The sequence below is a fragment of the Streptomyces polyasparticus genome, from assembly GCF_014493765.1.
Taxonomy (GTDB): domain Bacteria; phylum Actinomycetota; class Actinomycetes; order Streptomycetales; family Streptomycetaceae; genus Streptomyces; species Streptomyces polyasparticus.
The window spans coordinates 560235-586626 of sequence record NZ_JACTVJ010000007.1 but is presented as its reverse complement, the minus strand read 5'-3'; the positions used below and the strand labels follow the sequence as shown (position 1 = coordinate 586626).

At 64.9% G+C, this 26392-nt stretch carries 27 protein-coding genes and 3 tRNA genes; 5 read left to right on the top strand and 25 right to left on the bottom strand.

Features of this window, described 5'->3' with window-relative positions:
• Positions 1-104: 104 nt before the first annotated feature.
• From H9Y04_RS18285 to H9Y04_RS46780, 18 genes are all read right to left on the bottom strand, one after another.
• Entirely contained in the window at positions 105-872 is a 768-nt protein-coding gene (locus H9Y04_RS18285; protein WP_308801027.1) for a peptidoglycan-binding protein, read from the bottom strand.
• A 95-nt stretch (positions 873-967) separates the two neighbouring features.
• A complete protein-coding gene (locus tag H9Y04_RS18280) occupies positions 968-2881 on the bottom strand; it encodes a collagen-like protein (protein ID WP_187814931.1) in 1914 nt (637 codons plus the stop codon).
• A gap of 62 nt (positions 2882-2943) precedes the next feature.
• Positions 2944-3189 carry an MreC domain-containing protein gene (locus tag H9Y04_RS18275; RefSeq protein ID WP_187814930.1) on the bottom strand — a complete coding sequence of 82 codons (246 nt, stop codon included), beginning with the start codon at positions 3187-3189 and terminating at the stop codon, positions 2944-2946.
• Between the two features lie 9 nt (positions 3190-3198).
• Positions 3199-3996 (bottom strand): hypothetical protein, encoded by a 798-nt coding sequence (locus H9Y04_RS18270; RefSeq protein ID WP_214661309.1) that lies wholly within the window; start codon positions 3994-3996, stop codon positions 3199-3201.
• Between the two features lie 19 nt (positions 3997-4015).
• Positions 4016-5104: a hypothetical protein gene (locus H9Y04_RS18265; protein WP_214661308.1), complete on the bottom strand. Its 1089-nt coding sequence runs from the start codon at positions 5102-5104 to the stop codon at positions 4016-4018.
• Positions 5083-5886: a phage tail family protein gene (locus H9Y04_RS18260; protein ID WP_187814928.1), complete on the bottom strand. Its 804-nt coding sequence runs from the start codon at positions 5884-5886 to the stop codon at positions 5083-5085. Before H9Y04_RS18260 ends, H9Y04_RS18265 begins: the two co-directional genes overlap by 22 nt.
• A gap of 38 nt (positions 5887-5924) precedes the next feature.
• Positions 5925-8321, bottom strand: a complete 2397-nt coding sequence (locus H9Y04_RS18255; RefSeq protein ID WP_187814927.1) for a phage tail tape measure protein — start codon at positions 8319-8321, stop codon at positions 5925-5927.
• A 210-nt stretch (positions 8322-8531) separates the two neighbouring features.
• Positions 8532-8810 carry a hypothetical protein gene (locus tag H9Y04_RS18250; RefSeq protein WP_187814926.1) on the bottom strand — a complete coding sequence of 93 codons (279 nt, stop codon included), beginning with the start codon at positions 8808-8810 and terminating at the stop codon, positions 8532-8534.
• 2 nt (positions 8811-8812) lie between these two features.
• Positions 8813-9247: an HK97 gp10 family phage protein gene (locus H9Y04_RS18245; RefSeq protein WP_187814925.1), complete on the bottom strand. Its 435-nt coding sequence runs from the start codon at positions 9245-9247 to the stop codon at positions 8813-8815.
• 6 nt (positions 9248-9253) lie between these two features.
• Positions 9254-10264 carry a phage tail tube protein gene (locus H9Y04_RS18240; RefSeq protein ID WP_187814924.1) on the bottom strand — a complete coding sequence of 337 codons (1011 nt, stop codon included), beginning with the start codon at positions 10262-10264 and terminating at the stop codon, positions 9254-9256.
• A gap of 9 nt (positions 10265-10273) precedes the next feature.
• Positions 10274-10708, bottom strand: a complete 435-nt coding sequence (locus H9Y04_RS18235; RefSeq protein WP_187814923.1) for a hypothetical protein — start codon at positions 10706-10708, stop codon at positions 10274-10276.
• Between the two features lie 9 nt (positions 10709-10717).
• Complete coding sequence (locus tag H9Y04_RS18230; protein WP_187814922.1) at positions 10718-11083, bottom strand: phage head-tail connector protein; 366 nt, start codon at positions 11081-11083, stop codon at positions 10718-10720.
• Positions 11084-11151: 68 nt separating this feature from the next.
• Positions 11152-12354 carry a phage major capsid protein gene (locus tag H9Y04_RS18225; protein ID WP_187814921.1) on the bottom strand — a complete coding sequence of 401 codons (1203 nt, stop codon included), beginning with the start codon at positions 12352-12354 and terminating at the stop codon, positions 11152-11154.
• The gene (locus tag H9Y04_RS18220) at positions 12323-13072 is read right to left on the bottom strand and encodes an HK97 family phage prohead protease (RefSeq protein WP_187814920.1); all 750 of its coding nucleotides are present in this window, start codon (positions 13070-13072) and stop codon (positions 12323-12325) included. Before H9Y04_RS18220 ends, H9Y04_RS18225 begins: the two co-directional genes overlap by 32 nt.
• Entirely contained in the window at positions 13038-14294 is a 1257-nt protein-coding gene (locus tag H9Y04_RS18215) for a phage portal protein (protein WP_214661307.1), read from the bottom strand. Before H9Y04_RS18215 ends, H9Y04_RS18220 begins: the two co-directional genes overlap by 35 nt.
• Before the next feature lie 120 nt (positions 14295-14414).
• Positions 14415-15896, bottom strand: a complete 1482-nt coding sequence (locus H9Y04_RS18210) for a terminase large subunit domain-containing protein (protein WP_214661306.1) — start codon at positions 15894-15896, stop codon at positions 14415-14417.
• A gap of 88 nt (positions 15897-15984) precedes the next feature.
• Positions 15985-16356, bottom strand: coding sequence for a phage terminase small subunit P27 family (locus H9Y04_RS18205; RefSeq protein ID WP_214661305.1), 372 nt, complete (start codon positions 16354-16356; stop codon positions 15985-15987).
• 263 nt (positions 16357-16619) lie between these two features.
• Positions 16620-16745, bottom strand: coding sequence for an HNH endonuclease (locus tag H9Y04_RS46780; protein WP_308801026.1), 126 nt, complete (start codon positions 16743-16745; stop codon positions 16620-16622).
• Between H9Y04_RS46780 and H9Y04_RS46775 the strand changes: the two genes are divergently transcribed.
• Together H9Y04_RS46775 and H9Y04_RS48460 are read left to right on the top strand one after the other, a co-directional pair.
• Entirely contained in the window at positions 16689-16886 is a 198-nt protein-coding gene (locus H9Y04_RS46775) for a hypothetical protein (RefSeq protein ID WP_236071083.1), read from the top strand. The two genes, H9Y04_RS46780 and H9Y04_RS46775, sit on opposite strands and share 57 nt — an antisense overlap.
• A gap of 107 nt (positions 16887-16993) precedes the next feature.
• Complete coding sequence (locus H9Y04_RS48460; protein WP_368858433.1) at positions 16994-17320, top strand: carbohydrate-binding protein; 327 nt, start codon at positions 16994-16996, stop codon at positions 17318-17320.
• 170 nt (positions 17321-17490) lie between these two features.
• On the opposite strand, the gene H9Y04_RS18195 is transcribed toward H9Y04_RS48460, so the two are convergent.
• The 7 genes from H9Y04_RS18195 to H9Y04_RS18165 all read right to left on the bottom strand — a co-directional run bounded on the left by H9Y04_RS18195 (position 17491) and on the right by H9Y04_RS18165 (position 21246).
• A tRNA-OTHER gene (locus H9Y04_RS18195) sits at positions 17491-17589 on the bottom strand.
• 3 nt (positions 17590-17592) lie between these two features.
• Positions 17593-17814, bottom strand: a complete 222-nt coding sequence (locus tag H9Y04_RS18190) for a hypothetical protein (protein ID WP_187814915.1) — start codon at positions 17812-17814, stop codon at positions 17593-17595.
• A 25-nt stretch (positions 17815-17839) separates the two neighbouring features.
• Positions 17840-17910: transfer RNA gene (locus H9Y04_RS18185), tRNA-Asp, on the bottom strand.
• A 101-nt stretch (positions 17911-18011) separates the two neighbouring features.
• A tRNA-Trp gene (locus H9Y04_RS18180) sits at positions 18012-18082 on the bottom strand.
• A 395-nt stretch (positions 18083-18477) separates the two neighbouring features.
• On the bottom strand, positions 18478-18741 hold the full coding sequence (locus H9Y04_RS18175) for a hypothetical protein (protein ID WP_187814914.1): 264 nt from the start codon (positions 18739-18741) through the stop codon (positions 18478-18480).
• Between the two features lie 38 nt (positions 18742-18779).
• Entirely contained in the window at positions 18780-19460 is a 681-nt protein-coding gene (locus H9Y04_RS18170; protein ID WP_187814913.1) for a hypothetical protein, read from the bottom strand.
• Between the two features lie 124 nt (positions 19461-19584).
• Complete coding sequence (locus tag H9Y04_RS18165) at positions 19585-21246, bottom strand: recombinase family protein (protein ID WP_187814912.1); 1662 nt, start codon at positions 21244-21246, stop codon at positions 19585-19587.
• A gap of 267 nt (positions 21247-21513) precedes the next feature.
• On the opposite strand from H9Y04_RS18165, the gene H9Y04_RS18160 reads away from it, so the two are divergent.
• The 3 genes from H9Y04_RS18160 to H9Y04_RS18150 are packed head-to-tail and all read left to right on the top strand — an operon-like array spanning position 21514 to position 26116.
• The gene (locus H9Y04_RS18160; RefSeq protein WP_187814911.1) at positions 21514-22737 is read left to right on the top strand and encodes a DNA methyltransferase; all 1224 of its coding nucleotides are present in this window, start codon (positions 21514-21516) and stop codon (positions 22735-22737) included.
• Between the two features lie 26 nt (positions 22738-22763).
• Positions 22764-24701 (top strand): ATP-binding protein, encoded by a 1938-nt coding sequence (locus tag H9Y04_RS18155; protein ID WP_214661304.1) that lies wholly within the window; start codon positions 22764-22766, stop codon positions 24699-24701.
• Positions 24702-24703: 2 nt separating this feature from the next.
• Positions 24704-26116, top strand: a complete 1413-nt coding sequence (locus H9Y04_RS18150; protein ID WP_187814910.1) for a DNA double-strand break repair nuclease NurA — start codon at positions 24704-24706, stop codon at positions 26114-26116.
• Positions 26117-26392 lie beyond the last annotated feature (276 nt).

Here is a 26392-nt window from a genome sequence, read left to right as displayed (position 1 = left end):
TGTTCCCCCTGTTGATTGCTGTGAGTGATGGTGTGCGCCCCGGCGTGGACCAGCTGGTTCCCGCGGGAGCGCTTCGGCCGCTCAGGCGGCACGTTCAGTGACGGTCAGACCTTCGGGACGCGGAGCTTGTCCCAGCTCGACTTGCCGGGCCACCCGTCCGCGTCGGAGCCGGTGAAGCCCAACTTGCGCTGCCACTTCGCGTAGGACTGGCGGTCCGCATCTGTCCAGCGCGGGCCCGGCCCCTCCGCGTAGGTGGTGCAGCCTTCCGCCAAGAGCCGGCGGCCCATGGCCGTGACCAGTGGGGAGTTCGGGTTCTTCTTGAACCATGCGGCCCCCGGAAACGGGGCATAGCCCTTCGACGGCTCCGGCTTCGACGGCTTCGGCTTGCCCGGCTCGAGCGCTCCGGACTTCACCAGCTCGTACAGGGCCGGTCCCGGACACGCGGTGGCGTATCCGTCCCGGTGGCCCTTGATATCCGCCCCGGCGCCGTGGCTGCGAAGGTAGCTGATCGCATCCTTCAGGCCCTGAACCTGGGCATCGGTGGGCTTCGTGTGGCCGGAGCTGCCGACGAAGGCGAGCACGGCGAAGTGGTCCCGGTTCAGTGTGGTGTTGCCGTTGGCCGCGTTCTGCGCGTTGCGGCCCCGACCGTCAAACACATAGCCATGCGGGCAGACGGCAAGGTTGTAGGCGAAGTCCGCCCAGCCGTTGCCGTCCATGTGACTGTTCTGGACCTTGCGCATGTACGCGGCACAGGTGGAGTGGTCGCCGGCGCTGTACGGGGCGCCCAGGTAATGGACCTTGACGCCCTTGTTCCGGGCAACCGTCGTGTGGCCGTTGCGGGGAGTTCGAGCGCCCCAGTGGGTACGGGTCACGAACTTCAATTCGTCTCCCTCTTCAGGTGGGAGCCCCTGCCCGAATCAGGGGCAGGGGCTGTGTTCTCACCTGGGGTCTGGGGAGTGGATTGCCCCTATGCGAGTGCGGCCCAGAAGCGGTTACTGCCGTTCTCCACAGAGCTGAGCGTGATGGTGGCCGGGGCCGTGGTGGCAGCCGTTCCGGCAATAGAGCCGTACCGCTTCACGTTGGTCAGCCCGAAGACGTTGGGCGGAGCGCCGAAGGCGGAATCGGCCACGAGCATCATGGGACCGTCCTGGGTCGTGGTGTTGTAGCGGAAGGACCACGCCACGTAGTAGATCCCGGCTGCCAGGTTCGCGTTCGCGGTGAGTGGGGCAGCCACCGTCTTGCCGCCCGCATCGTGTACGCCGGGGATGACGGTCTCTCCGGTCAACACGGCCGTGGTCGCTACCCGGGTGCCGGACGCGTTGTAGATGGCCCCCCATGAGCCCGCGAGCATCCCGCCTGCGTACCCGCCGAAGTGCCAGACGATCTTGGAAATGGTCTGGGTGCTCTTCAGGACCACGGCCGTGAGCCTCAGCGTGGCGTTCCCCGGGTAGAGGGGCGTACTCATCCCAACCGCGGGATCGAATGCCCACGCCTTCAGGCCCAGGTCCGATGGCTCCCACATGTGGTCCGTTGGGACTTCCGGCGGGAGCTGGGCCAAAGGCAGCCGGGTTGCTCCGTCCAGCGAGGCAACACCGTTCCCGGCTCCGCGGGCCGTGGTGGCGAGCGCGGACACGTCGGCAGCCGTGAGCGTGACCGCTCCGGTCTTGCCGTTGACGGAGCTGACTGCCCCGGTGCCGCCCGCCCCGACTTCGAGAACGGTTCCGTCAGCCTGCCGGATCTTGAGCTTGCCGCCTTCGCTGTAGGCGATGACGCCACCAGTGAAGGACGTGGTGGGCACGGTCCCCGCGTCTTGCATGACCAGGATGCCGCCGGAGCCTCCGCCATAGCTTCCGTAGGTGCCAAGGATCAGGCTTCGGATCTCCGCGCCGGTGTTGGACAGGAGCTGTCCCGCCTTGTTCACGGCCGTGTACGTGGTGTTGTCTGCGGCGGTGGCCTTGAAGATGTCCAAGCCCGTGCCCGCGTAGACGACATTGAGTGTGCCGTCCATGCGGGAGTACCCGCCATTGTTAGCGACCGCTCCCACGTCACCAGCGCTAAGCACAATGTCCGGGCCCAGCTTCCCGTTCACGGTGTTGACGCTGCCGTTGCCCGGGTCGCCCTTCGGCCCCTGGGCCCCGGTGGCTCCTGTCGCTCCGGTGGCTCCCGTGCTACCGGTGGCCCCGGTGTCACCCTTCGGGCCCTTCAGGTTGCCCAGCGGGTTGCCCCAGCCCGATGCGGTGTGCTGCCAGATCTCCCCGGTATCACTGCGAAGGAGCATGTCCCCAACCTTCGCGTCGGTGCTGGGCGTGGTCGTGGTGCTCACGTACCACTGAGAGCCCCGAAGGTCCCCGCCCACCTTCGCCCAGGTGCCACCGCTCTTCTTCCACATGGTCACGGTGGTGTGCGTGATGCCCAACAGGGTTCGCGTGTCGTACTGGGTGTAGAAGTCCCCGTTCATGCCCAGCGAAGCCGCCGGGGCTGTGCTGCCGGTGTAGATCTGGGAGCCGGGTACGGGCACATAGTTGGGTGTGGTCGGGTCGGCCGGTGCCACGTCGGCAAGGTCCACGTCTGGGGTGGCCTTCGGCAGCAACAGGGCGAAGTTCCGGGAGCCCACGACTCCGGCAAGGTTCTCCTTGACCGTGTAGGTCCACCCGCTGGGGTTCATGCCCGGTGCGTCGGTTGCCGGCAGGCTCACGGAGAAGCCTCCTGTCTCGTCCAGCGTGGCCACGACGGGTCCGGCTATGAACAGGTCCGACGCGGGGAAGGTGAGCAATCCCGGCGCGGTGAAGGTGATGGTGCCCGCGAGTGCCCGACCGTCCGGGCCCCGGTATCGGCTGTGTACGCGGACGGTCGGAATCTCCGGCGGCAATGGTGTGGTCATGCGTCCCCCTGAAACGAAAAGGGGCCCCTACTCACGTGAGTAGAGGCGCCCTCCGAACGGTCTTACGGGCGGGCCAGAAGTTCGGCCACCTGGGCGCGAAGCTCCGCGTTCTCCCGCCTCAACTCCCTGACTTCATGGCGAAGTTCAACGATCTCGTCCGCCTGCCGCTGGGCTTTGAGCGCCCACGCTTCGGCTTCCTGCCGCCATGCGTCCCGCATCCCCGACTTCCACCGCCTGAGCGAGAAGGCAACGAACACCAGGAGCGGAACGACGATCTCAGCGGCCCCATAAAGGCGCGCTAGCTCCATGCGTCCCCCTTACACGCTGAAGTGCGGCTCTGTGATGTCGGGCGCGCGGCCCCAAGAGCTTCCGCTTCCGCGGGCCCAGGCCCACCCATCAGTGCTTGCTTCCGGAATGCGTTCCGCGGGGAGTCCCACGCAGTAGTGCATGGACGACAGGCCATAGGAGCCGTACCGGATTGAGTCGTCAATGATCTGCGGAATGGTGATCCAACCCGCAGCAACATTGCCCATGTTGGACCCGCCAAGAACCGTGGTTTGCCAGTCCGAACCGGGGTCCACCGGCAGCGGGCCGCCCTTCGTCGGGGCCGCCTTGTTGGTTCGCTTGAAGAAGCCGAACAGGTCAATGGTGTCCTTGTCCGAGTCGTACGACTCCGGGCCCACCTTGTAGCGGTGCTGAAGCTCCACGGTGTAGATCGTGGTGTCATCGGCGTAGTCCCAGCCGTACGGGATGCCGTGGACCCAGCGCATGACCACAACGCCGAGTGACCGCGTGGCCGATCCGGTCAGGTTGAAGACCCGGGAGGCGCTGACGATCTCGCGTTGCGCGTTGCCCGTGTGTCGAAAGGCGGCAAGCCGGATCTCGGCTTCGCGCTTGCCGGTGAGCAAGTGGTCTGTAATGAACTTGACTTCGAGCCGATCGAAGACCATGCCGGTCACGTTGGCGATTCCGAAGGATGACCAGATGTTGCCGCCTACCTGGGGGCGTCCCTGGGCTGCCCATTCGGTCTGCGGGTACCGGTCAAAGCTGTTCACGGGCACCGGGGCGCGTTCGATCGCGGAGAGCCGGCGCTTGAGTTCGGCTAGCTCGTTCACCAGGGACGGGGGGACCGTATTAGCTTGGGTTGGCATTGATGAACAACTCCTTGTTCGCGAGCGCGAGACGTATGGATTCGGTGCCGTTCGCGTCCACGGTGGTGGCGCACTCGGTTACGGCGAACTCGTCCAGGAAGGCCACGTATCCGGCGTCAGCGTCCACGGCCACGTAATCGCCGGGCACGAAGTCCAGCGGCCCGTACTGGCCGGGGTAGAGGGTGAGTTCCGGGATGGCTGCCGGGGCTGATCCGGCGTTCACGATGGCCTGGGCCTTGCTCTTGAGCGTCTGGGTTTCCTTCACGTCCTGATAGGTGCCGACCATGACGCGCTCAGGCATGCGGGCGGCAAGCTCCGCGTTCTCGAAGATTCCAACGAGCTTTTCGCCGTTGCCCCGGTCGGCTCCGGTCGCATAAGCCACGGTGCACAGGGCGGTGGAGTCGTAACTCACCTGGGTTACAACGGCGTTGACGCGATGTGTGAGCGTGCGCGTGGAGGAGCCTTCCCGGCTCGAGATCACGAACCGGTGCCCGACTTTCGTGTTGGGCGTGGCCCAGTACGGCACGTAGCGGAAGTTGAAGCCATTGATGTTGTCAGCCAACTGTTCAATGGCCTCACCGGCGTTCTTCAGCTCGTAGCGGGTCCATACGGCGGTTCGCTTGTGCCCGGTGGTGGTGATCGTGTCCGTGGCGGTTCCGATGCCGTTGTCTGCGTTGAAGTAGCCGAACCACGCCTTGAGAAGGTCCGCCTGTTCCACGGTGCGGGCTGTCCAGCCGTTGACGAAGGCACGGCCCTTGTAGTGCGAGTGGTAGCCGGAGGCGCCCAGGCTCAGCGTTCCTGCCGCGATGTCCGCGGAGGCGGTCCACACAATCCCGCCCCAGACCGGCAAGCCGTCCCGCACGATGACGAGCCCGCTGATTCCGGGGCTCAAGGTGGTGGGGTCGGCTTCCGGAGCGAAGAGCGGCATGCCCACGGAGGCGGACCCGGCAGCGTTCAGCGAGTGCGTGAACGCTATGCCGGTGACCGGCAGGCGGGTCACCACGGCGCCGGTCTTCAGGTTGGTCTGTAGGACCGTGTACTTCGCGCCCATCACACCCACCTGTTCCGCCACGTGAGGACCGCCTCCGTGGCTCGAGTGGTGGCGGTGCTGGACAGGCTGAGCCGGTGTTCCCCGAAGCCGTATTCGGGCCACGTTGAGCCGGCGGTGATCCGGTCGTTGAACCCGGTGCCGGTGGCAGTGGCGGTGACGAGCTGGGCCGGGCTGTTGATTGTGATCCCGCCCGCGAGCGGCACCATGCCGAAGTACAGACCCGTGATCTCGTCCGTGAGAACACAGTCCTTCGCGTTGTCCAGCGTGATCACGGGCAGTGCCGGAACGGACCCGGGGTAGACGAAGCGGAGCTTGGGGTTGCTTCCCTCCCAGGGAGAGGAGAGCTTCAGCGTCACCAGCTCGTCCCCGTAGATGTGCGGGTCCGTGGCGTACAGCTCCACGACGATGTTGCAGACCCGGTTGGCGAAGTTCAGATCAATGGGACCTGAGCGCTTCCGGGGTCGGGCGTTGACGAAGGCCGTACGTCCGGCAGCAAGACCGGGAAAGCGAAACCGGAGCGGTCTCTCCTCCCCGGCCGGAGCGAACGCGGCATTGACGAGCCCCAGGGCCTGGGCGAACTCGTCATTGGTGGAGCCGTAGACCTCAAGAGTCAAGGTCACGGTCCGGCCATTCAGGTAGTCGTCCCCCGGATACTGGCCGTGCTGTTGCACAAGGGTGAGGTCCGATGACCTCACGTCCGGCAGGGACACGAGCCCGTCAACTCCGACGATGGATATGGCGGAGTCTGGTTCCCCCATGACGAGTCCGGCGTATTCGGCGGTCCAGTCGTTCAACTCCGCCATGCTCACCCCCCGTTGGCCCTACTCACGTGGGTAGGGCGTCATGCCGTGCGAAGGGCCCAGGCGACTTCCCGCCCGATGGCCCAGGGGTCCGCGTTCGTGCGGACGTTGACCACGGCGGAGCCCCTGGCGGGACTCGTGTGGTTCGGGATCACGGTTGATCCACTGGGCAGGGACACCCATTCCGGTCCGCGCTCACCCACACGGGTCAGGCCCTGGGCCGGACCGCCCATGGCACGCACGTGGGGAATCGGACTGTCGGGAAGGTCGATGGACAGTGCGCCCCAGCCGAGCTTGTTCGGGATGGCCCAGTTCAGAAGGTCGATGACCCCGTTGAGGGCTCCCTTGGCTGCCCGGGTCACGGTGGCTGCGAGGCTGGACGCGAAGCCGCCCAGGCGAGACAGTCCGTCCTTCAGTCCGTCGATGAGCCGGCCACCGATGTTCAGCGCCGCGCGGGCCATGTTCCCGGCGGTCTGACCGATCCGGCCGGGCAGATCACGGAAGAAGCCGAGAACGGCGTTCAGTCCGTCGCGCGCCTTGTCGCGGACCCACTGGAATGCCTGGGCCGTGGCCTTCTTGATCGTGTCCCAATGCTTGATCAAGAGCCCTGGGCCGGTGAAGTTCATGAACAGGTTCACCAGGAAGTCCCAGGCGGCCTTGATCTTGTCGCGTATCCAGTCGAAGGCTGCCCCGGTCGCGTTCTTGATCGTGTCCCAGTGCTGGACGATCAAGCCCACCAGCGTGACGTTCATGAACAGGGCAACCAGGAAGTCCCAGATGCCCTTGATCTTGTTCCACACCCAGTCCCACGCCTGGGTGGTCCAAGCAACGATGCTGTCCCAGTTGGCCCAGATCAGGGCCGCGAGACCGACCACGGCAGCGATGATCAGCGCGACCGGGCCCATGGCGATCAACCACGCGGCAGCCATGCGGCCCGCCTGTATGAGCGCCTGGGCGCCCATGGCGATCCACCCGCCCACGACGATGGCCGCGGAGACCACCGCTTGTCCGGCGGCTCTGAGCCACCCTCCGACCACGGCCCAGTGAGCGAGCACCTGTGTTGCGGCGCTGCCGGTGGCGGTGGCTGTGGAGGTGACCCAGGCGGTCACGTTGGCTATGGCCGATGTGGTGGCCGTGGCGCCCCAGGCGATAAGCGCGGGGAGGAGAAGAACGGTGATGAGCCCGGCCACGATGGTGATGGGCGTCTTGTATTCCTCGAAGAACCGGCCCACCCCGGCGCCCACGTCAATGAGGGTGTCCAGCGCCGGGAGCAACAGGCCCCCGATCACGTCCACGGCGCCGTGCTGAAGGGAGCGCCAGAACGCGGACAGGCGCGTTGAGGCGTTGTCGTGCATGGTGTCGCCGGCGCGCTTCGCGGCCCCTTCGATGTTGCCCAGGGAGCCCGCGGCCTTGTCCACGTCCATGGCGAACAGGGCGGCACCCAGGTCTTCACCGGGACCGCCGAACAACGTCTTGATGGCTGCCGCGCGGTCTGCGGAAGCGGGCATCTCCCGGAGGGCGTCAAGCACCTTGTCCATGGCTGCCTTCGCGGAGTCGCCTCCGGCTGCCACGTCCTTGACGATCTGCCCACCGTTGAGCCCGATGGAGTTGAACGTTTCCTCAACGGCCGCACCGCCCTGACCGGCTACAAGGCTGAACTCCTTGATGGCATCGGAGACTTGATCAGCGTCCCGGGCTCCACCTTGTAGGCCCTGGGAGATCAGGCCCATGGCCGTGGCACCGTCCAGACCCAGGGTCCGGAAGTTGGTGCTGTATTCGTTGAGTACGTCGGCTAGGTCTTCGGCCTTGTTGGCGCCGTTCTGGGCACCGGCCGTGATGATGTCGAAGGCTTCGTCAGCGTTCTTCGCGAGCCCCGTCTTGATCATCTGGGCCACGGCGTTGGACGTGGGCCCGACTTCCTCACCCAGTACGGCGGCAACGTCCATGGCCCGCTTGCCGACGTTGGCAAGCTCGTCCGCCGTGGCGTTCGCGGGAACCAGTCCCTCTTGCCAAAGCGCCTTGAGAGCGGCGTTGGCGTCCGCCACCGACTCACCCCAACCGGACGTGTAGATCTGTCCGGCTGCCTGGCCCAGGGCCTGGGCTTCGGCAGGAGTGGCGCCTAGCTGAGCCGCGAGAAGATCATTGCCCTTCTCCTCTTCAAGGGCTTCGTTGAGCCCGGCCACGAGAGCGGCACCGATGGCAGCGCCGGCGAATGCTGCCGCTCCGCTGAAGCGTTCTCCGAACGAGCCGACTTCGGCCCCGGCTTCGTCCGCGCCTTCGGCAACGGCGTCCCCCAGGTTGCCCGCCGCTTCGGTCGCTTCCCGGAGTGCTGCCTCCACCTGATCAGCGAAGGCGGTCACGTCCGCGGAACCACGCTCGAGGGACGCGGCAAGATCCGACTCGTCCCCGAGAAGCGTGATGGTGATGGGCTTTGCCACCCCGGCCCCCTTACGTCATGACCGGCGTGCGCCGCTCCCCCGTGGTGCTCCCGGACGTGCGCCCCCGTTGCGCGCGTCGGTTCTGTTTGTTCTGCCGCTCAACGTCGGCGGTCATCTGATCCACCAGCGCGTTGAAGTCCCGCAGTTGCAGGGACCGCACGTCCGTCCACGTGAGTCCACGGAAGTGGCCTACGAGTCGGGCGCAGAGAACTACGCGCTGGGCGCGGTAGGGTCCGGCTTCGCCTTGCCCTTGAACTCGAGCCGAAGGCGGCCCGCGTCCGCTGCCGAGAAGTTCGGGTCTTCACGGCGCTTGAGGACCACGGCCATGGCCCGCAGCATCGGGCCCCGGCGCTGACCGGGCTTACGCAGCTCGTCCAGCGGGGCGTTCGTGATCTCTTCGATAATGTCGATTTCGTCAATCGTCAGGCTGTTGAGATCCAGGGAGAGAAGTTCTCCCAGGTCCCCGCCCATGCCGGGCCTCTTCGCCATGCCTAGTCCCCCTCAAGATGCTGACGGACCACGGCGCTTATCTCGCGCTCGTAGGTCTCGGATACTTCGGCGCTCTTGCGCGCCATGGCCCTGAACAAGAACCGGTTCGGCTTGATCCCACGCTTCGGGTAGCCGAAGTGCACCGGGGCCGCGTACGGGACGCGCGCGGCGGAGCCCGCCTTCACCTGGGCGCCCTTGACGGACGCGGTGACCTTGACGGACTTCGCCAACTTCCCCGGCTTGTAGCGCTTGCTGGACTTCGCGTCCCGCGCTCCCTTCGGGGCGGTTGACTCCGCCTCCGGCTTGACCACCTCAGCGGCTTTCTTGTTCGCGGCCCGCATGGAGTTGTTCAACTCCCGGCTCTTGAGCCGGCGGACGTTCTGTTGAAGGCCCCGCATGCCTTGCACGCGGACCGTGAAGGCGCTCGTGCGGGCCACCGGGCCTCACTCCTTGTCTGGGGTGCTCATTGCCTTCGCCGGTGCGGCGGGCTTCGGCTCCGTGTAGGTCAGCCGGATGGCCGGGGTCCCGTCGCCCGGGTCCAGCACGCGGAAGGGCAGGGTGTGAACGGTCACGTCATCAACGGACGCCTCCGGGGACTCCCCGGTGAACTGGATAGCCGGGCATTCGATCTTGAGTGATGTGCCCGGGGTCAGGCCCGTGAGGTCTGTACGGAAGCCGATGACCTCACCGGCAACAAAGGCTTCGTAGAGCTTGAGTGAGTCCGCGGAGAACTCCCCTTCAAGCTCACCCTCGTAGGTGGGTACGGCAGCACGGACCGGGGTCTTCTTCAGGGCGTTGGCCCGCAGAAAGCGGCGGTCCGTCTTCATGCCCCTATCCCCGGTGAGGGAGAGCTTGCCCGCGTCCAGCGCGACCGGTGCCCCGGCCCGAGTCAGGGTGATGGCCGTGCGCGTCCAGTCGTACGGGCGGGCCACGGTCGGGTAGGTGATGGGCAGCGCCTGAGCCGGCGCGCTCGAGTGGGACACGTCCTGAAAGTCGAAGGACACGTTGAGCGTGACCGCGCTCTCCGTCTCTGCGGTCAGCTCCCACTCAGTGGCTACACAGCCCACATGCCGGTAGGCGACTTCCGTTCCATCGACGGTCGGCCGGATCATCTGGGCCGTGAAGCTGGGCGACTGGGAGACCGGGGCGGTCTCGAAGACGTGGACCCGTGCGGTCTCCGTGTCGGTGAAGCTGTACTTGTCGAAGGCGGCTCTCAGGAGAGCGGCAGCGCCCACGTCCAGGAGATCAACTTCAAGCTCTCCCTCACCGCCCATCGTGACGATGTTGCGGCGGTCCGCGCGGGCGGTCTGCATGCCCCGGCGAAAGCCCACGGACTCAATGAACTCCTTGGCCACCTTCCACGAATCGGCCTTGCCTTCGTAGCCGATCGTGGACGTAGGCGCCGTGCCGTACGTGGCCTCTTCTCCAATTCCAATGGCAGCGTCCAGCGCCATGCGGTCCCCCTAGGTTGTGGTGCGTCCGCGCACCCTCACGCGGACCGTCAGGGCGCTGTACGCCCCGTCTGTGGTCTCTGCGGTCTCGACATTCGATGACTCCGGGCGCAGGTCCAGAAGTCCGGCCACGCTCGCCCGGTCCACGGCCCGGCAGGCGTCCGCCACCACGTCCCGAAGGACGTAGGCGCCCCGCTCAGCGCCGATCGGGTCGCCCGGTGCGATCACCACCGCGTGGGCTTCCACGTAGCCGGTGACGCTCGTGGGCTTGCTGGGCCCGGCCCGCATGGCGACGGGCTCAAGCTCTTCGTCCGTGGTGGCGCCCAACCAGATCTGTTGCCGCCTATCGGACTGGCCGGTCTCGGCAAAGGTGAGTTGCACCCCCGTAGGGACGAGCCCCTTGAGCGCGTCGAAGAGCGCAACCTTCGCCTCAAAGATCAGCGGCATTCGGGCCCCCTACAGGAAGAAAAACGGCAGGCGGACCCGGTACCTGTTGAGCTGGGCGTTGACCTCCGGCAGGCTCGTGGGCCGCCAGTTGCCGCCCGCCTGGGCAAGCTGGATCGAACCGAATTCGGTTTGAAGCTGAAGCGCCCGGTCCGGGACGCGAGAGACGAGATCCAACACGTACTGCCGGGCGATCTTGCGGACACACCACCGGATCGTTTCCGGCGGGGCATCGACGCCTTCCCACGTGCGTCCGCAGTAGCTTTCGACCGTCTCAACGGCGTAGTCGATGGCTTCGGACAGCAACGCATCCGGGAAGGTGGCCGTGTCATCCAGCCCGTCCAGCGCCCTCAACTCGTCCACGGTGGCGTATGACATGCGCTCCCCCCAGAGCAGGGGACCCCGTACTCACGTGAGTAGGGGGTCCCCGTCATTCGTGCGTGCTCTTACGCGCCTGCCTTGACCGTGAGCACCTTGACCGCGCGCTCATCCACGAGCAGACCGTCAGCGCGCTGAAGGAAGCGGTAAACGATCTGGTCGTTGAGGAACTTGAGGTCAACGGAGCGCTCCACGCGAAGCGGACCGGCCAGACGCACGGTGTACTTCGACAGGTCACCGAAGGTCACCTTGTCGTCCGGCACGCCCACGTCAGTGAGGACCGGGCGACCGTTGAAGGTGTCCGGAGCGCCCACGATCACGGAGGACTGCCACAGGTACTGACCCTGACCGTCCTTGAGCTTGCGCATCTGGGCCGCCACCTTGTCGGAGACGACGAACGCGGCACTGGCCCGGTAGGAGCTGGGCAGCTCGTAGAAGAGGTCAATGAGCGCGTCGGAAACGGTCGCGTCCTTCGCGGTGGGCGTGAACGTGGCGGTGGCCGGTGCGCCGGCGGTGATGATGCCGCGCGGCTGGTTCGTGCCCGTGCCAGTGAGGAAGTGCGCCCCCATGCCCGCACCGATGGCCGGGCCCGCGTCACCCACCAGGAAGGAGACGAGATCAAGGGCCTGATCCTGTACGAACTCCGTGGACAGGGTGGAGGCGTATCCGTACTTGTAGGCGCCCACGGACCGCTGAACCGTGGTCGGGTTGGACTCCGGGACGGCAGCGTTCTCCGTCACAATGGACGCGGCAGCCCGGCCGGTGACAACGGTGAAGTCCATGGGCTCACCGGCACTCGTGGTCAGGATCGTGGCGCCCCCGCGCATGATGGTGGAGCGCTCCACGGCCTGGGCCAGAAGCCGCCCGTACAGGGTGCGTCCGAAGGTGGTGTTGCCCGGGTTGGTCTTCGTGTCGATGGCCGCGCGGGACTCCGGCGCTTCCGGGGCGAAGGTCAGCCCCTCGTTGATCTTCAGCGAGCGGAGCTGTTCCGCCGCCTGGGCCAACTTGTCCTGTGTCTCTCGCTTCGCCTTCGCGGAGCCGGTGCCGTTCAGCCCGGCCATGAGGGCGCTGACGGACTCGCCGGACTTCAGGACTTCAATGCCCCGCTTGATCCGACCGTCATAGTCCGCAATGGCGCCCAGGAGCGCGGTCTCCTTGGACCGCGCGTCCGCGTCCATCTCCTTGCCCGCGAACTCTTCGGTCAGTGACCGGAGTTCGGCGGTAGCCCGCTCGCGCGCCTCAAAGTTCGCGCTCAGGGTCGTTGCATCCATCTGTGTTTCCCCCCGTGATGATGAGCGCGCGGAACAGTGCACGCGCGTTCTTGTGCTCGTCCGGCTCGTCCTCTGCGGGCTCGTCCGGGTTCGGCTCGTCCGGCCCCCCAGCCGGCTCGTCCGTGCTCTCCTGCGACTCATCCGGGGTGTCCTCTTCGGACTCCTTCGGGTCTTCGTCGTCCGCCTTCGCGGAGCGGAGAGCGACGCCTAGCACTGCCTCAATGGACCGAAGTGCCGCGTCAGTTGTGGGATACGCCGGGGTGAGGACTGGCCCCACTTCGGCAACATCCATTTCGGTGATCTCCCGCACGGGGAGACCGGTCTCCGGGTCGGAGCCCGCCCGGCGCTGCCCGCCCCTGCCCACGCGGAAGGTGAAGGAGCTTCCCTTCACGTCCCCGCGCTTGAGGAGTTCGGCAAGGTCCCGGCCAGTGCTCGTGTCGGGAAGATCAATCTCGTACCAACCGCCGTGCTCGTCCTCACCCACGCGGAGCGTTCCGGACGAGCGCCGGCCAAGCACCTGATCCACGTTGTGGTTGAAGGTGGCCACCACGTCGTTGCGCTCGAGAGACGCCATTCCGGCGCCCGGTGTGATGCGCTCACGGAAGCCGCCCAGGTCGTGGCTCAGCTCGTTGAAGCGGTAGGCGTACCCGCGCATGGTGAAGCCGTCGCCCTTCGCCCGGATCTCAGCCGGACTCGTCAGGCTTCGTGTCTCCGTCATCGTCTTCGTCCCCCTCGTTCGTCTCGTCCGGCTCCGGGGTCTCCGGCTCCGGCGTGGTCGCGCTCTCAGGGGTCTCGTCTTCGGCGGACACGTCGCCCAGGTTCAGCGGCACGCGGTAGGTGGTGCCCAGACCGTTCGGCAACGGCTCAAGGTCTTCAGCGGCCCGCACTTCGTCAATGCTGTAAATGCCGTTTTGAAGGCCCAGGCTGTAAAGCTCCATGCGCTCTTTCGGGGCTCCGCGCTGGATTCCGTCCAGCGAGAACTTCACGAACTTGTGCCGGTCGGCGGTCTCTGCGAACAACAGGCGCGTGAACCCGGCTTCGATGCGCTCGAGCCACGGCCGAAGGCTGAACATGGAGAAGGCTTGGTTCTGTTCGGCTAGACCGCTTCCCCAGCTCGTGGAGCCGGACGCGTCGGCTATCAGGTGCGGCGGAACGCCGAAGATGCGGGCAATCTCGGGAACCTGAAAGGCCCGGGTCTGTAGGAACTGGGCTTCGTCCGGGCTCAGCGAGACCTTCGAGAACCGCGCTCCCTCTGTCAGGAGCGCCACCCGGTGGGCGTTGTCCGGGCCGGTGTTGGCCAGGCGCCATGCCTCCCGGGCACGGGCAAGCCCCTCTTCGCTCATGGCCCCGGGGACTTCCACGATGGCCGCGGGAACGGCGCCGTTCGCAAAGAACTTGCTGCCGTACGTCTGGGCCGCGAGCGCGAGACCGATGGACTCACGCGCGTAGTTGATCGGGCTCACGCCGGTGAACTCACCGGGCAGCATCATCCTGGGGATGTGCAGAATCTCCCGGGAGGTGAAGTAGCCAACGGCCACTTCGTTGCCGTCCGCGTCCACGTCCCAGGCTTCGAAGACCTTGCGCCGGCTGCCGTCCACGGTCACCGCGTGCGTGGTGATCCGGGACGGGTCCAGCACATCCAGCCCGGCAATGCCGGTGTTGTCCGGCGACCACCGCACGGCGAGATAGGCGTTGCCCTCAAGGAGCAGGGACAGCACGATCTGAGAAATCAGGTCGATGCGGCCCAGCCCGCCCGGCTCCGCCGTGGGGTAGTCCAGCCACAGCGGTGAGTTGATCTCCCGGCGAGCACCGCCCCGCCGCGAATAGGTAGCGACCGGGAGCGTGGCAATCGTCTCCGACAGGAGCCGGATACAGGCGAACACCGCGGAGACCTGAAGGGCGGTGGAGCCGTTCACCCGTTGCCCGGCGGACGAGACCACACCGGGGTACGGGTACAGGTCCGTATCCGGCTCCCAGGTGGCCCGCGTCTCAGCGCGGGGCTTGAAAAGCGCAGACCAAAAGCCCACGATCTCACCCCCGTGCCCGCGCACAGAGGCGGGCTAAAGATCGTCGAAGAACTCCGCGCTACCCCCGTAGGCGAAGACCTCACCACCGTCTTCCCAGGTGGCGAGTATTGGCGCGTCAGCGAAGCCGGGGTTGTCCTCACGCCACAGCACCGCACCGTGGGCGGCAAGGATCATGGCTATGGCAAGGTCAATCTTCCGGCTGGAAGACGCATGTTCTTTGGTGATGCGGGCCCCGTGCTTGTCCACCCGGAGCACCGCGTTGCCGATGTGGCGGGCCAACGCCGGGTTCCCGTCGTGGCTCAACCGGCCGTCCCTTGCCGCGTCGTACACGGCCTGAGTCGCCGGGATCATGCGCTTCAGAGAGTTCGTCGGGAAGCTCTCCACTGGGTGGCCCTCCGCTTCAAGGCGGTCAAGGGTCTCCTCCCAGCGGTACGGGTCGGCAACCAGCGTGCGGACCGTGTACGTGTCCAGCGCGGAGCGGAGCGCGTCCCGCACGTCCGCCATGGGCACCCGCCAGTGGGCGTCATCCGGCGGAGCCTCCCAGTGGCCCACGACGAAGACGCGTAGGTCTGCCACGCGGGCAGCGACCAACGCTGTGGAGTCGCCCTTCCATGACCCGTCGAAGCCCAGGACCACGGCGTCACCGGGGCTGAGTTCGTCGTCCACGGCCAGGGAGTCCCATAGGCCGTGCGGCAGCCACGAGCTACCGCCCCGGACGAATTGGCTGAGACGGTAGATCCGGAAGCTAGCTTCCGTGGAGCGCTGACAGGCGGCTTCGAAGTCCGCCACGTTCAGGATGTCGAAGGACGGGTTGCAGCGTCGCCAGACCTCTGGGTCCGTGTGGTCCACGGTGTCCCCGATGCGCGGGCCCCACGAGCGGTAGAAGAGCGTGGGGTCCTCAAGCTCTCCGGCGTTCACGCGCTCGCCCTGGGTGCAGAGCAGAGCGAAGGGCCCATCGGGGTCCGGTCCGGCGGTGGAGATCACCCAGAACATGGGCTGATTCCGTGCGGCAGAGCCCAGGGTCAGCGCGTCGAAGAGATCAGCGCTCTTGGCGAAGGCGTACTCATCAAGGCTGACGGAGCTGGGGTTCAGGCCCTGTTGCCGGCCCGCGTCCGCGGACACCACGCGATAGGTGTTGTCCCCGTACCGGATGATGTCCCGCTGAACCTCACAGACAGCCGACAGGCGGGGCGACGCAACAACCATGGCCTTCGCAGCGTCGAAGACCATGCGGGCCTGGGCCCGGTCGTTGGCGGCAGCGATGATCTGACGCTGAGCGTCCGCCCGGTCTGCCACCAGGTGGTACAGCATGATCCCGGCGGCAAGCGTGCTCTTGCCGTTCTTCCTCGCGACGCACACCACGGCCGTGCGGTGCGTCCGGCACCACTGGCCGAAGGCGTCCCGCTCGAGCCGGTAGGCGTCAACGAGTAGTTCGCGCTGCCACGGTAGGAGCGTGAAGGGCTGCCCGGCGAAGGAGCCGGTCAACACACAGAAGGTCTCTATCCAGTTGGCCACGCGGTGGCCTTCGGAGGGGAAGTCAGCTCCGGCCGGGATGTGCCGTGCGATGACAGGATCAAGCCCGTCCCACATGCGGCACCCCCGGTCAGAAATCGGCGGGGCTTGCCGCCACCCGGCGGGCTTCCGCCGCAACAATGCCCAGCCGCATGCGGGCTTCAGGCGTGAATCCAATGGCGTTCTCAATGGCGCGGAGTTCGCGCTCCGTTGACTCCACGAACCGCATGGCCGGGTGAATGGCGGGCTGCCCGGTGGAGCCCACGACAGAGAGCCCTTCGGCGTGGATCAGGTCCAGCAAGTCCGCGCGCCGGTCGTGGAGTTCCGCGTATCGGAGAATGACGTTGCGGTCCGTCTCCGGGCTGTACGCCCCGGCTCCCGCCTGCCACACGGCCCGCCACACCTCCCGGCCCGAAGCCTTCAGGTGGGCAGGCACCCGCGGGGCGCGTCCCTCGTAGACCACCGGAGCAGCATCCGGAGAAGCGGCTCCATTGGGGTTGCCCGTTCGCTGGGCCGGGCTCTTCGCTCGCGACACCTGACACCCTCCTAACCGGGGTTAAGACCCCTTCAGGAGTGCCTTTCTCAGGGGTACGTAACGGGCTTTGCCCAGGTCAGACAGCGCCCGGGGCCCCAAAAGCGGAGCCGCACCTAGGGCGCGAAAGGCGAGCTGGGGCCGGGATCGCCGGCGGGCACGGTCGGGAACTTCCGGGCCGCTCTCCCCCTCCCTCAGAAGGGCGGAGACGTGTGCCCCATGTCCACGCGGGTCTTCGCCCTGTGGCATGGATGGCAAAGGAGTTGAACGTTTCCGTCCACGTCCTCACCGCCACACGACAGGGCAACGATGTGGTCCACGTCGATGGCCGAAGCCAGGAAGGACAGACCACAGTGCGCGCACTGGCCATGGCCCACACGCTTCAGAGCACGTCGAAGACGAACGGCAGCATTGTTGCCCCGGGCGATAGCGGCACGGCGCTTGCGGTGAGACTGCACTGACCGCCCGGACTCATAGGCCCGGTGGTGCTCAGCGCAACGCCCCGCATGGGTGGCGAACGCACGGCAGTCGAGACAACGAGTCCGCATGGCCACCCCCTTGTACGCGCATGACCCCCTACCGGGGCACTCCTACAGCGCCTTTGCGCCACTCTGTCGATTCCCAGCCGATGGATTCAAAGTTGCTGCCCCATAACCCTGCACCCTGTAACGCTCTGACCAGGTCGGCAGCGTGCCGACCAGGGAGGAACGCTGACATGTCTGAGGAAAGCGAATCTGCGCCGACGTACCCGGAATGGACTCCCAACAGCCGGCCGTACGAAACGGGCGACAGAGTTACCTACCGGGGCAAGCAATACACCTGCCTCCAAAGTCACACGTCCAACCATGGATGGGCTCCAGCAGAAGCTTTCACACTGTGGGCGGAGGCGCGCTAGCAAGGTTCACCCGCCCCGGCACAAGCCGATCAACGCCCGTGCCGGGGCGCAGCTTCGAGTTAAGGCCCATGCCGCTCCACCTGAGCGTGCTTGCTACCCCGTTCGTCTCACCCCTCAAGGGCGGGTTACTAATGGGCGGCTCAGGTGCCCCCACGAACGGCATGGGCCAGTGCCCGCCCCCGGACTCGAACCGGGAACTCTGCGGATTACTGCCGGATCTCCCCGAAGGGGCCGGTACCGCGCACCTCTACCGATTGGGTCAGGCGGGCTAATCAGAAACGATCCGGGAACAGGAAGTGCCCGGCGAGCCAGGCAAGCCCCATGAGGAGCACGGCCCTTCGGAAGCCGGCGAACCGGCCCCGGCTCTTGACCGCAAACCACTTCCACACGTGCTCGCTCAGGGTGTCGCCCGGCTTCTTGTTCACGAGCGCACTGCCCTCAAGGGCCACGAGCGCCGCAAGCCAGACGAGCCAACCCACCGTGTAGCCGCTCACGTTCACCCCCGTTGTCGTCTTACGTTGGTCCGGGCCGGATTCGAACCGGCGTCACCACCTGACCGGTGGGGTTCTGGGCCGCTGAACTACCAGACCTTTAGGCGATTCCGCGGGAGCTACCCACCATGCCAAGGGATCGCAGTACGAGCCCTGTTGACGCGCTGCCGCTCACCGCAAGGTTCGCTTTCACGCGCTCGCACAGGCGGGAGGAATCGAACCCCCGTCAACGGTGTTGGAGACCGCCGCTCTTCCACTGAGCTACACCCATAAGGCCCGGGGCTCTGAACCCGGGAGGAGAGCCACACCGGGGAGCCACGCGGGCAGTTGAGGGCGGGTACTCAGTCCGCCATGTGGCGCGAAGCCGGAAGGGTGCGCGGTATCCCCTGCCCTCACCCTGTATCTGGTGCGTGGATTGCCCATGGACGGGCCGGAGTTGGCCCGGTGGCGGGCTCGTGGCAGGCTCCGGTGACGAAGTGACGAAGTGGCGTGCCGGTCCGGGTTGCCTCTACAGGTTCGTTATTTGGATCTCTGAAGAGTGGATTGGACCTAATCGTCATTCCGTCACTTCGTCACTGGCAACTACCGGGTGCCCAATTGCCTGACTCTGTGTAAGTGCGCAAAGGGGGGCAATCTGCGCCCCGCCCTCCGCGCTGCTCCGGTCAGTCACCGGGGAGGCTCAATCGCCCTTTCCCGCTTACGCTCCTCCGCCAACATTCGCCGGCGGATACGTTCCTGGACGCGCGCACGGCGCCGCTCATCACGCCGCCGCTGACGATCCTTCAAAAGTGCCGCACGGTCCGCTGATTCTTGGGGCCAGACAGCCCCAGCGATCTTGCACGCACCGAAGACGAGCAGAACGAGAACAAGAAGAATGATCACGGCCTGCCACGGCGCATCAACAGGCATCAGGTTGCCGACCCAGTTCACTGCTTTGACCTTCCGACCTTGCAGGGTCGGCGGGCCACTCAGGCAGCTAGTACAACGCTCCCCAGCGCGCTACGCGAGTGCCCGCCCCGGTAAGTGTTCACAGGGAAGGCGGCATTGGGCCCACGGGGGGTGATCTGCGGTGTTGTTTCGATCGGGTCGGGCTTCCAAACAGGTACGTCGTCCGTCGCTTCGCGTCCAAGAATCGCGGACAGGATCGCGATGAGCACATCCAGCAGGAACCGCAGAAGGCAAACGATCAGCTCGGCCAGAGCGCAGAGATATTCCTTCACTGCTGCCCTTCGCTGTACGGCCGTGGACGCTGCACGGAGACCTTCCGCGGCCTTCTTGACGCGAGCGTGAGCATTTTCGCCCTCGAACGCACGTCCGACATAGCACCCGTCAAGGATGATCAGATTCTCAGGAGGGACTCCGCGACGGACACCCCGCCCGACCATCTGAATGACCGTTGAAAGGATGGCGCTCTTACCGGAACCCGGCGTTCCTGAAATCACAAGACGGCGATCAGGCGACACCTCATGGCTGGTAGCCCACTCACGCAATACGGCCCTTTGGCTCTCGTTCAGGTCGCAAGGCCCCAAAAGGGGTTCTTCCGACCCCAAACCGGGCAGTTGCCCCGCGCACTCACCCGGAGCGGCAGCTTCGAGATTCAACGGGAGCCACATCGGCTCTTCGGCACGGTCCGGCTCGTCCTCTGTCACGACACCCCCTCTCAGCGGTTGAACTGCCGCCGGCAGTCTACCCGTTGACCCTCAATGGGCGCCTGGCAATGTCCTCATGGGAACAAGCCCCGCCCCGGCTTCCCAGGGACGGGGCTCGTAACGATCAGGCAGCCAAGCTCATACCCTTCGCGTTGATCTCGCGCGGCACGCCGGTCCACGCGTAGTGGAGGCGGTCCGGGGTGACCGTGTGCCGCCCGGCAAGGTGCGTCTTCCGGATGCACACCCCGTCCAGCGCCAGACGCAGGAGCATGCGGCGCTTCTCCAATGTCGCTTCCTCCCAGGCTTCGCGGATTAGCTCCGCGTCCAACAGGAAGCCGATATCCGCGTTCCCCTCCGGAATTTCGTCGTACGCCTTCTGTGCCGCCCTGACCATCTTCTCTGCCTCACGCTTCAGCTTCGGGAAGAACTCCGCCGAAGGACCCTCAAACTCCTTGCGCTTGTACTTTGCGTCCAAGAGATCCTGAAGCTCCGCCTTAGCATTGACAAGCCGCGTCTCCGCTTCCTTCTTGGCAGAGATCTTGTCGGGCCGCTCACTCGACAACCACCGGGAAGCGACTTCCTGAATGAGCGGGTCTCCCGGGTCGCACGCTGACAGGCGATTCCGGAAGGCTTGAAATGCAAAGCCCTCCGCATGCGTTGCCATCATCGAAGCCGGCGCCGGGCACGGTTCTCCACCCCTGATTTTGTGCGAGCACTGATACGAGCGGCCAGACTTCGTCATCGTCCTTCCACACCCGGCACAGAACGCGAGACCGCTGAGGAGATGCTTTGGCGTTGAACGATCCCCTCGGGTCAAGTTGTTCGGGCCAAAAACCTTGGCGCGCACCATTCGCTTCTCACGGGCCCTCATTTGCTGAGCCTCGCTGACCAGCGGCTTTCCGATGCGAACACGGCGCCCTTCGTCGTTTCGGTAGCACGGGTCCTTACGCTCCTGCCACTTCGATGCGGGCTGATAGCCGATGTACGAAGGATTCTGAAGAATCCGATACACATGGATCGGAGTCCAACGAACGGCGGTACCCGGGGCCGTAATACCTTCCTCGTTCAGCCGGTTGGAGATGGTGGGACCTGTCGCCCCATCGTCAGCTTCCTGATAAACGCGCTGAACGACTTCCCCCTTCGTCGGCCCGTCAAGCTTGCCAGGAATTGCCGGAGCGTCATCACCCTTCAGCCTGCGCTTCTTGGTCTTCTTCAGCCCATAGGGAACCTTCTTCGCAAGCCAGATCCCCTCTTCTTTCGAATGGCGCCACGCGTCGGATATGCGCCCCGAGAGTTGATCGGAGAACTCCTTAGCGTCCTCCGCTCGCCACATGATCATGCGGCGGTCATTTCGGTTACTGGTGTCAAGGTTGTCCGCGCCGAAGAAGATTCGCTTCCCTTCAAGCGCGTCCATGATCGTGAGCACCGCAAGCGCACCCTTGCGGCTGAACCTGTCGAGTTTGTAGCACCACAGACAGGTGATTTCCCCAAGATCCAGCGCACGGATTCCGGCGTCATACCCGGGACGCTGAACGTCCTTGCTGCCGCTGATCCCGTTGTCCACCCAGACGAACCGGGGCTTGTAGCCGTTCTGTTTGGCCCAACGGATGCCGTCGTTGATCTGCTGATTGACGCTCAGTTCACGATCTTCCCGGCTCTTGCGTGACACGCTCTTCCGAGCGTAGATGTCAAGATCCCCGTCCAAGTCAATGATCTTGTACGGCACGGCCACGCGGCCCATGCGGGCCTCTGAGCCCGTGAACGTCTCTGATACCGCCGTAAGCATGTCCAGCCTCCCCCGGTCCGCCTGGGGGGCTCCTCAGCCCCCTCAGCGGGGGTCTGGGGAGTGCGTTGCCAGATGTGCTTATGCCTTCGCACTCTGCAAGCGGGACGACGTGTTGAAGGAAGCTGCGGCTCGCCTACATCTGTGCTGACAACGCCGAGTGGTTTTGCGATCTCTCTGCGCTAACGGAGCCCGGAAGCTAGCATCAAGTTCGCTCAGGCCCGGCGCCGTACTGGCCCGCGGGTGCGCCAGTACTAGATGATCAGAGACATGGGCGTTTCCACGAGCTACCCAATCCAAGACCTTCCGCTGCAGTGGCGCTCCGCTCCTCGCCGGTGGGGCCATCCGCTGCACAGCCTGTGCAGTTATTTCGCCATGTTCCCGCCTCAGTTGGCACACTTTTTCATCGACTGGCTCACCGAACCAGGCGAGTCCGTCTATGACCCGTTCTCCGGCCGTGGAACTGTGCCACTCGAGGCGGTTCTTCAGGGCCGTCGCGGGTACGGCAGCGACGCGAACCCTCTGGCAGTGGTTCTTTCACAGGCCAAGACGCGGGTGCCGAGCAAGCGCACCCTGCTCAAGCGCCTCGCTGATCTCGAGACCGGGTACTCGCCCCGTGCCGTGTCGATCGCCAACGAACCCGCCAACATCTCCATGCTGTACAGCAACAAGACGCTGCGACAGCTTGTTTGGCTCAAGGAACAGCTGGACCGGACGAACGACACCGACTGCTTCTGGATCGCCACGATCCTGGGGATGCTCCACGCCAACCACAACAAGTCCGGACCACGGGGCTTTTCGATCAGCATGCCTAACACGTTCGCGATGGCCCCGGGTTACGTGGCGAAGTACATCGCGGAGCACGGGCTCGTGCGGCCTGAGGTCGATGTGTTTGCCATGTTGAGGACTCGGCTGGACCGCCTGGAGCTGCCGACCGCAAAGCGCGAGGGTGGCAGAAGCTGGGTGCACGATGCCACGACCACCGCACCGCCATGGCTCGTCCAGCGACGCCCAAAGCTGATCGTGACATCCCCGCCCTACCTACAGGTGATCAAGTACGGCAAGTACAACTGGGTTCGGCTCTGGTTCCTGGGCGAGACCTCCTCCGATGTCGACAAGCGGCTCATGGCCTCGGCCTCGCTCACCCGATATCTGGAGTTCATGGAGTCGGTCTCGGCGAACCTCAAGCAGGTCGTCGCCGAAGACGGCTACGTGTGCTTCGTGATCGGGGATGTCCGCCGCGGCGACGACGATCTCAATCTCGCCCAAGCAGTCTGGGACGAAGTGCTACAAGGCCAGGGCTGGCATCTGCACGGGATCATCGCCGACGAGATCCCCCAGGACCGCAAGGTGAGCCGTATTTGGAAAAACAACAGCGGCCGTGCCACCAAGGTCGACCGGTTGCTGCTGCTCAGCCCCACACCCCAGAAACTCCCGGACGTCGTCCCGCCGTCCTGGACGCAGAAGCTGTCATTCGCGAAAGCGCACAGCTAGGACCTCACAAGAGGGGGAACCGCACCATGACCATGCTCGAGGAGCTCAAGCAGCTCGCCAGCGTCGATCTTTTCGCGGAGAGCCGCAAGGAAGATGCCTTCGTCGGCCGGCCTTTCTACCTCGACTTCGATCGCCTACGCCTGATGAGCAATGACAAGTGGAAGCAAAGCGTCGGTGGCGTCCCGGCCGGGGCTTTCCTTCTCGCGCTCTACACCGGCGAAGCTGGCATCGACGAGGCCATCCTCCTGCGGGTTCTGCGCCCCACCAAGCTGCCCACCGACGATGACATGGTCATGGCTATGGTCGACCACTACAAAGAGGCCCCTCGGGTCAACAGCGGCACTCCGCTCGACTCCTACACCCGTTCCGAGTTCCAGTTTTCGGGTCTCGAGTGCCGAGTAATCGGCACCTTCTATCGGGACGAGACGCGCACTACTCGCTTCGCGGGCGACCTGGACAACTTCTACGCCCCTCACAACTACCGAGTCGTCAAGCCTCGAGGCAGCGTCCTCGAGTACATAGTCAACTTCCGCGAGCAGGGGATACCTGGCGGCAAGGGGGATGAGCGGATCGGTCGGATCCGCTACAGCTCCAGCCTGCGCCACCACACCGGCGACGAAGTCCCGGTCTATGTCTCCGCTTTGGACTTCCTCGGCAAGCGAACCGCCCTATTCGGCATGACCCGCACCGGCAAGTCCAACTCCGTCAAGAAGATCATCCAGGCCACCGTCGGGATCTCTGGATCAGGCGTAAAGATCAAGGACCAAGAGATCCTTCCCGTTGGCCAGATCATCTTCGACATCAACGGCGAGTACGCCAACGCCAACCAGCAGGACGACGGCACAGCCATCTTCCAGCAGTACCCGAACGACGTTACGCGCTACAGCGTCCTCGAGAAGCCTGGCTTCAAGGTCATGAAGCTGAACTTCCACCGCTCAATCGCGGAAGGCCACGCGTTGCTGGCCGGACTGCTCGACGAGGACACGAGCACGTACACCCGGGCGTTCTGCTCAATCGACTGGAGCGAGCCCGACCCAGACGATCGATCCGCCAGCACGCGCTACGGCGTCAAGAAGGCCGCCTACCAGGCGTGCTTGAAGGCCGCTGACTACGGCAACGGCGGGGCACAGATCAGGTTCCAATCGAACGCTGTGATTATGAATAGTGGTATCCCTGGGCTCGACGGAGTCGACCCGAGCAAGGGGATATCCCTCGACGACGCCATTGCGTGGTTCACGGCCGCCTGGGAGAACTACGACGAGCCCCAAGGCCCCTTCCAGACGTTGAAGCGCCAGAAGAAGGGGCGCGACTGGGCGGACGAGGACACTCAGACGCTCATGCGATTCTTGACTCGCAAGGCCAAACCCGGTGGCAACGCCAACGAGGCAGGCTTTCGCAAGCTCCTGAAGCACAAGATGCTTCACACCGACACGATATCTAATCCGTTCGACACCGAAATCGTTAACCTGCTCCGATCTGGCAAGATCGTGATCCTGGACCTCTCCCAGGGCAACCCCGACATCCAGCGGACTTACTCCGACCGCGTCTCGCGCAAGATCTTCAGCGAGGCGATGGACCGGTTCATCAAGAACGAACAGACGAACTTCATCCAGATGTACTTTGAGGAAGCCCACAACCTCTTCCCACGTAAGGACGACAAGGACCTCACACAGATCTACAACCGCATCGCCAAGGAGGGCCAGAAGCTCCGGCTCGGTTTGTGCTACGCCACGCAGGAGGTCAGCTCGATCTCCGGCAGCATCCTGAAGAACACCCAGAACTGGTTTGTCTCGCACCTGAATAACCGCGATGAACTACGCGAGCTGGACAAGTTCTACGACTTCGAGGACTTCACGGAGAGCTTGCGGCGTACGACCGACAAGGGGTTCATCCGACTCAAGACCGACTCGAACACGTTCATCGTGCCGATCCAGGTCGACCCGTTCAAGGTCGCGGGGGTCTGATCATGGCCTACTCCAGTTTGCGCGGCCGCAAGCCGATGGAACGTGCCAGCAAGATCTCGCACACCAACATCATTGCTTCCGAGGAGGTCAAGAATCTCCTCGCCCAGTGCACCATTCCACGGCCTGCAGACACAGAGACCATCAAGGATCTACTCACTCGGGTGCCCCTGCCGTCGGGGCAGACCATCAAGCACGTGATCGCAGTGGACGGCAGTTTCCGCGAGGCGTTGGTACGCGACGAGTTTCCCTCAGCCACCGTCACCTTCTTCGCGTTCGGCCCGCTCATCTTCAAACTGGACGACCTACGGCAGCTCGACGATGAGACCTTCATCGCGCCCGAGGACCTTGCCAAGCTCAAGAAGATCCAGCGCTTCCAGCTTGCCCTTCCAACGCGGAACATCTCCCGAAACGGTCTCGGGCTCCAGGACTCAATTCGCCTGACGCTCCACGAGTTCCTCGCCCGTCCGGTCGATGGCGACAAGTCGCTTAATGACACCTTGCGCTGGCTGCTTTTCCGTCGCTGGACAACCTCCGCGGATGCACGGCGTACACTCCGCCACTGCCCCAACCAGAGCGTCAACGGGTGCAAGCGGGAAGAAATCTTGCTCACCCCAGACTCGCCACCTCATTTCGAGTGCACCGACTGCGGCGGCCCCATCTACCTTGCCGACGTCCTCCGCATGCACGAGCTCGTGGACGACGAGCAGGGCGCCAGCAGGGTCACCTCCTACCTGCTCTCGGCACTCGAGACTCTTGCCTTGGTCCATGTGATCCATGCACTGTGGGAGATGAAGCCGGTCCTGTTGCGGGAGTTCTTGTTCATTAAGGACGGCCCTCTCGCGCTCTTCGGACAGGTCTTCACGCTCTCCGAAGCGCTGCGCGACCTGGCGGACTTCCTTGCTTCTTACCGGGATCCATCGGACCAGAGCAGGGTTCTACCGCTTCTCAACGTTGTGGGGCTCGAGAAGAGCGGCTCCTTCGTGGAGCACGCCGTGAACATCGAGAAGAGCCTCGGCAAGGCGCTTGAAGAAGCCGAGGCCGAAGATGACTTCACTGGCCTCGTACTGCCGCTTTCCAACGACTACATCTACAAGTACGTCGTGCCGGGCGATCCTGGTGGAACGATCACGTACGGACAGACCACGTACTGGGGCGGAAAGATGATCTTCAAGGCGAGGGATGGGAGCACCTACGTGGCGACCGTGCCGACCCTCGGTGGACACAAGCCAGATCCGAAGTTCGAGGACTACATCAACCTCACCGACGTGCTGTCCGTCGTCTCGGAACTCCGTTGCTCGATGTACGACAACGCCTTGATCCCCGTGGCGCTTGCGAATCGCCTCGTCTCCCTCTCAGAGGTTCCGAGTAGCCGCATCCTGGAGAACTTCGCTCGCGGCACCATCGGTAGTAGGTAGCCCACCACATCGATCACCCAAGCCGGCCGAGCGACGTGATCCTCGGCCGGCTTTCATTCCATGCCGAGAAGTCAGCCTCGGCCTCCACGGCACATCCCAACTGACCCTGTCTGCTTTCCGAGACGAGGTAGGGATCGCCCAGGCGGCTTGGCTCGCTGCCGCTATCTAAGCCCGGCGTCCAGGTCGAGCGCCTCCTCCTCAACTTCGAGGTAGTTGTCTGAGGTCGCAGCCTCCAGTAAACCTTCCCGGGAAGGACGAGGCGCGGGCCCAGTCGGG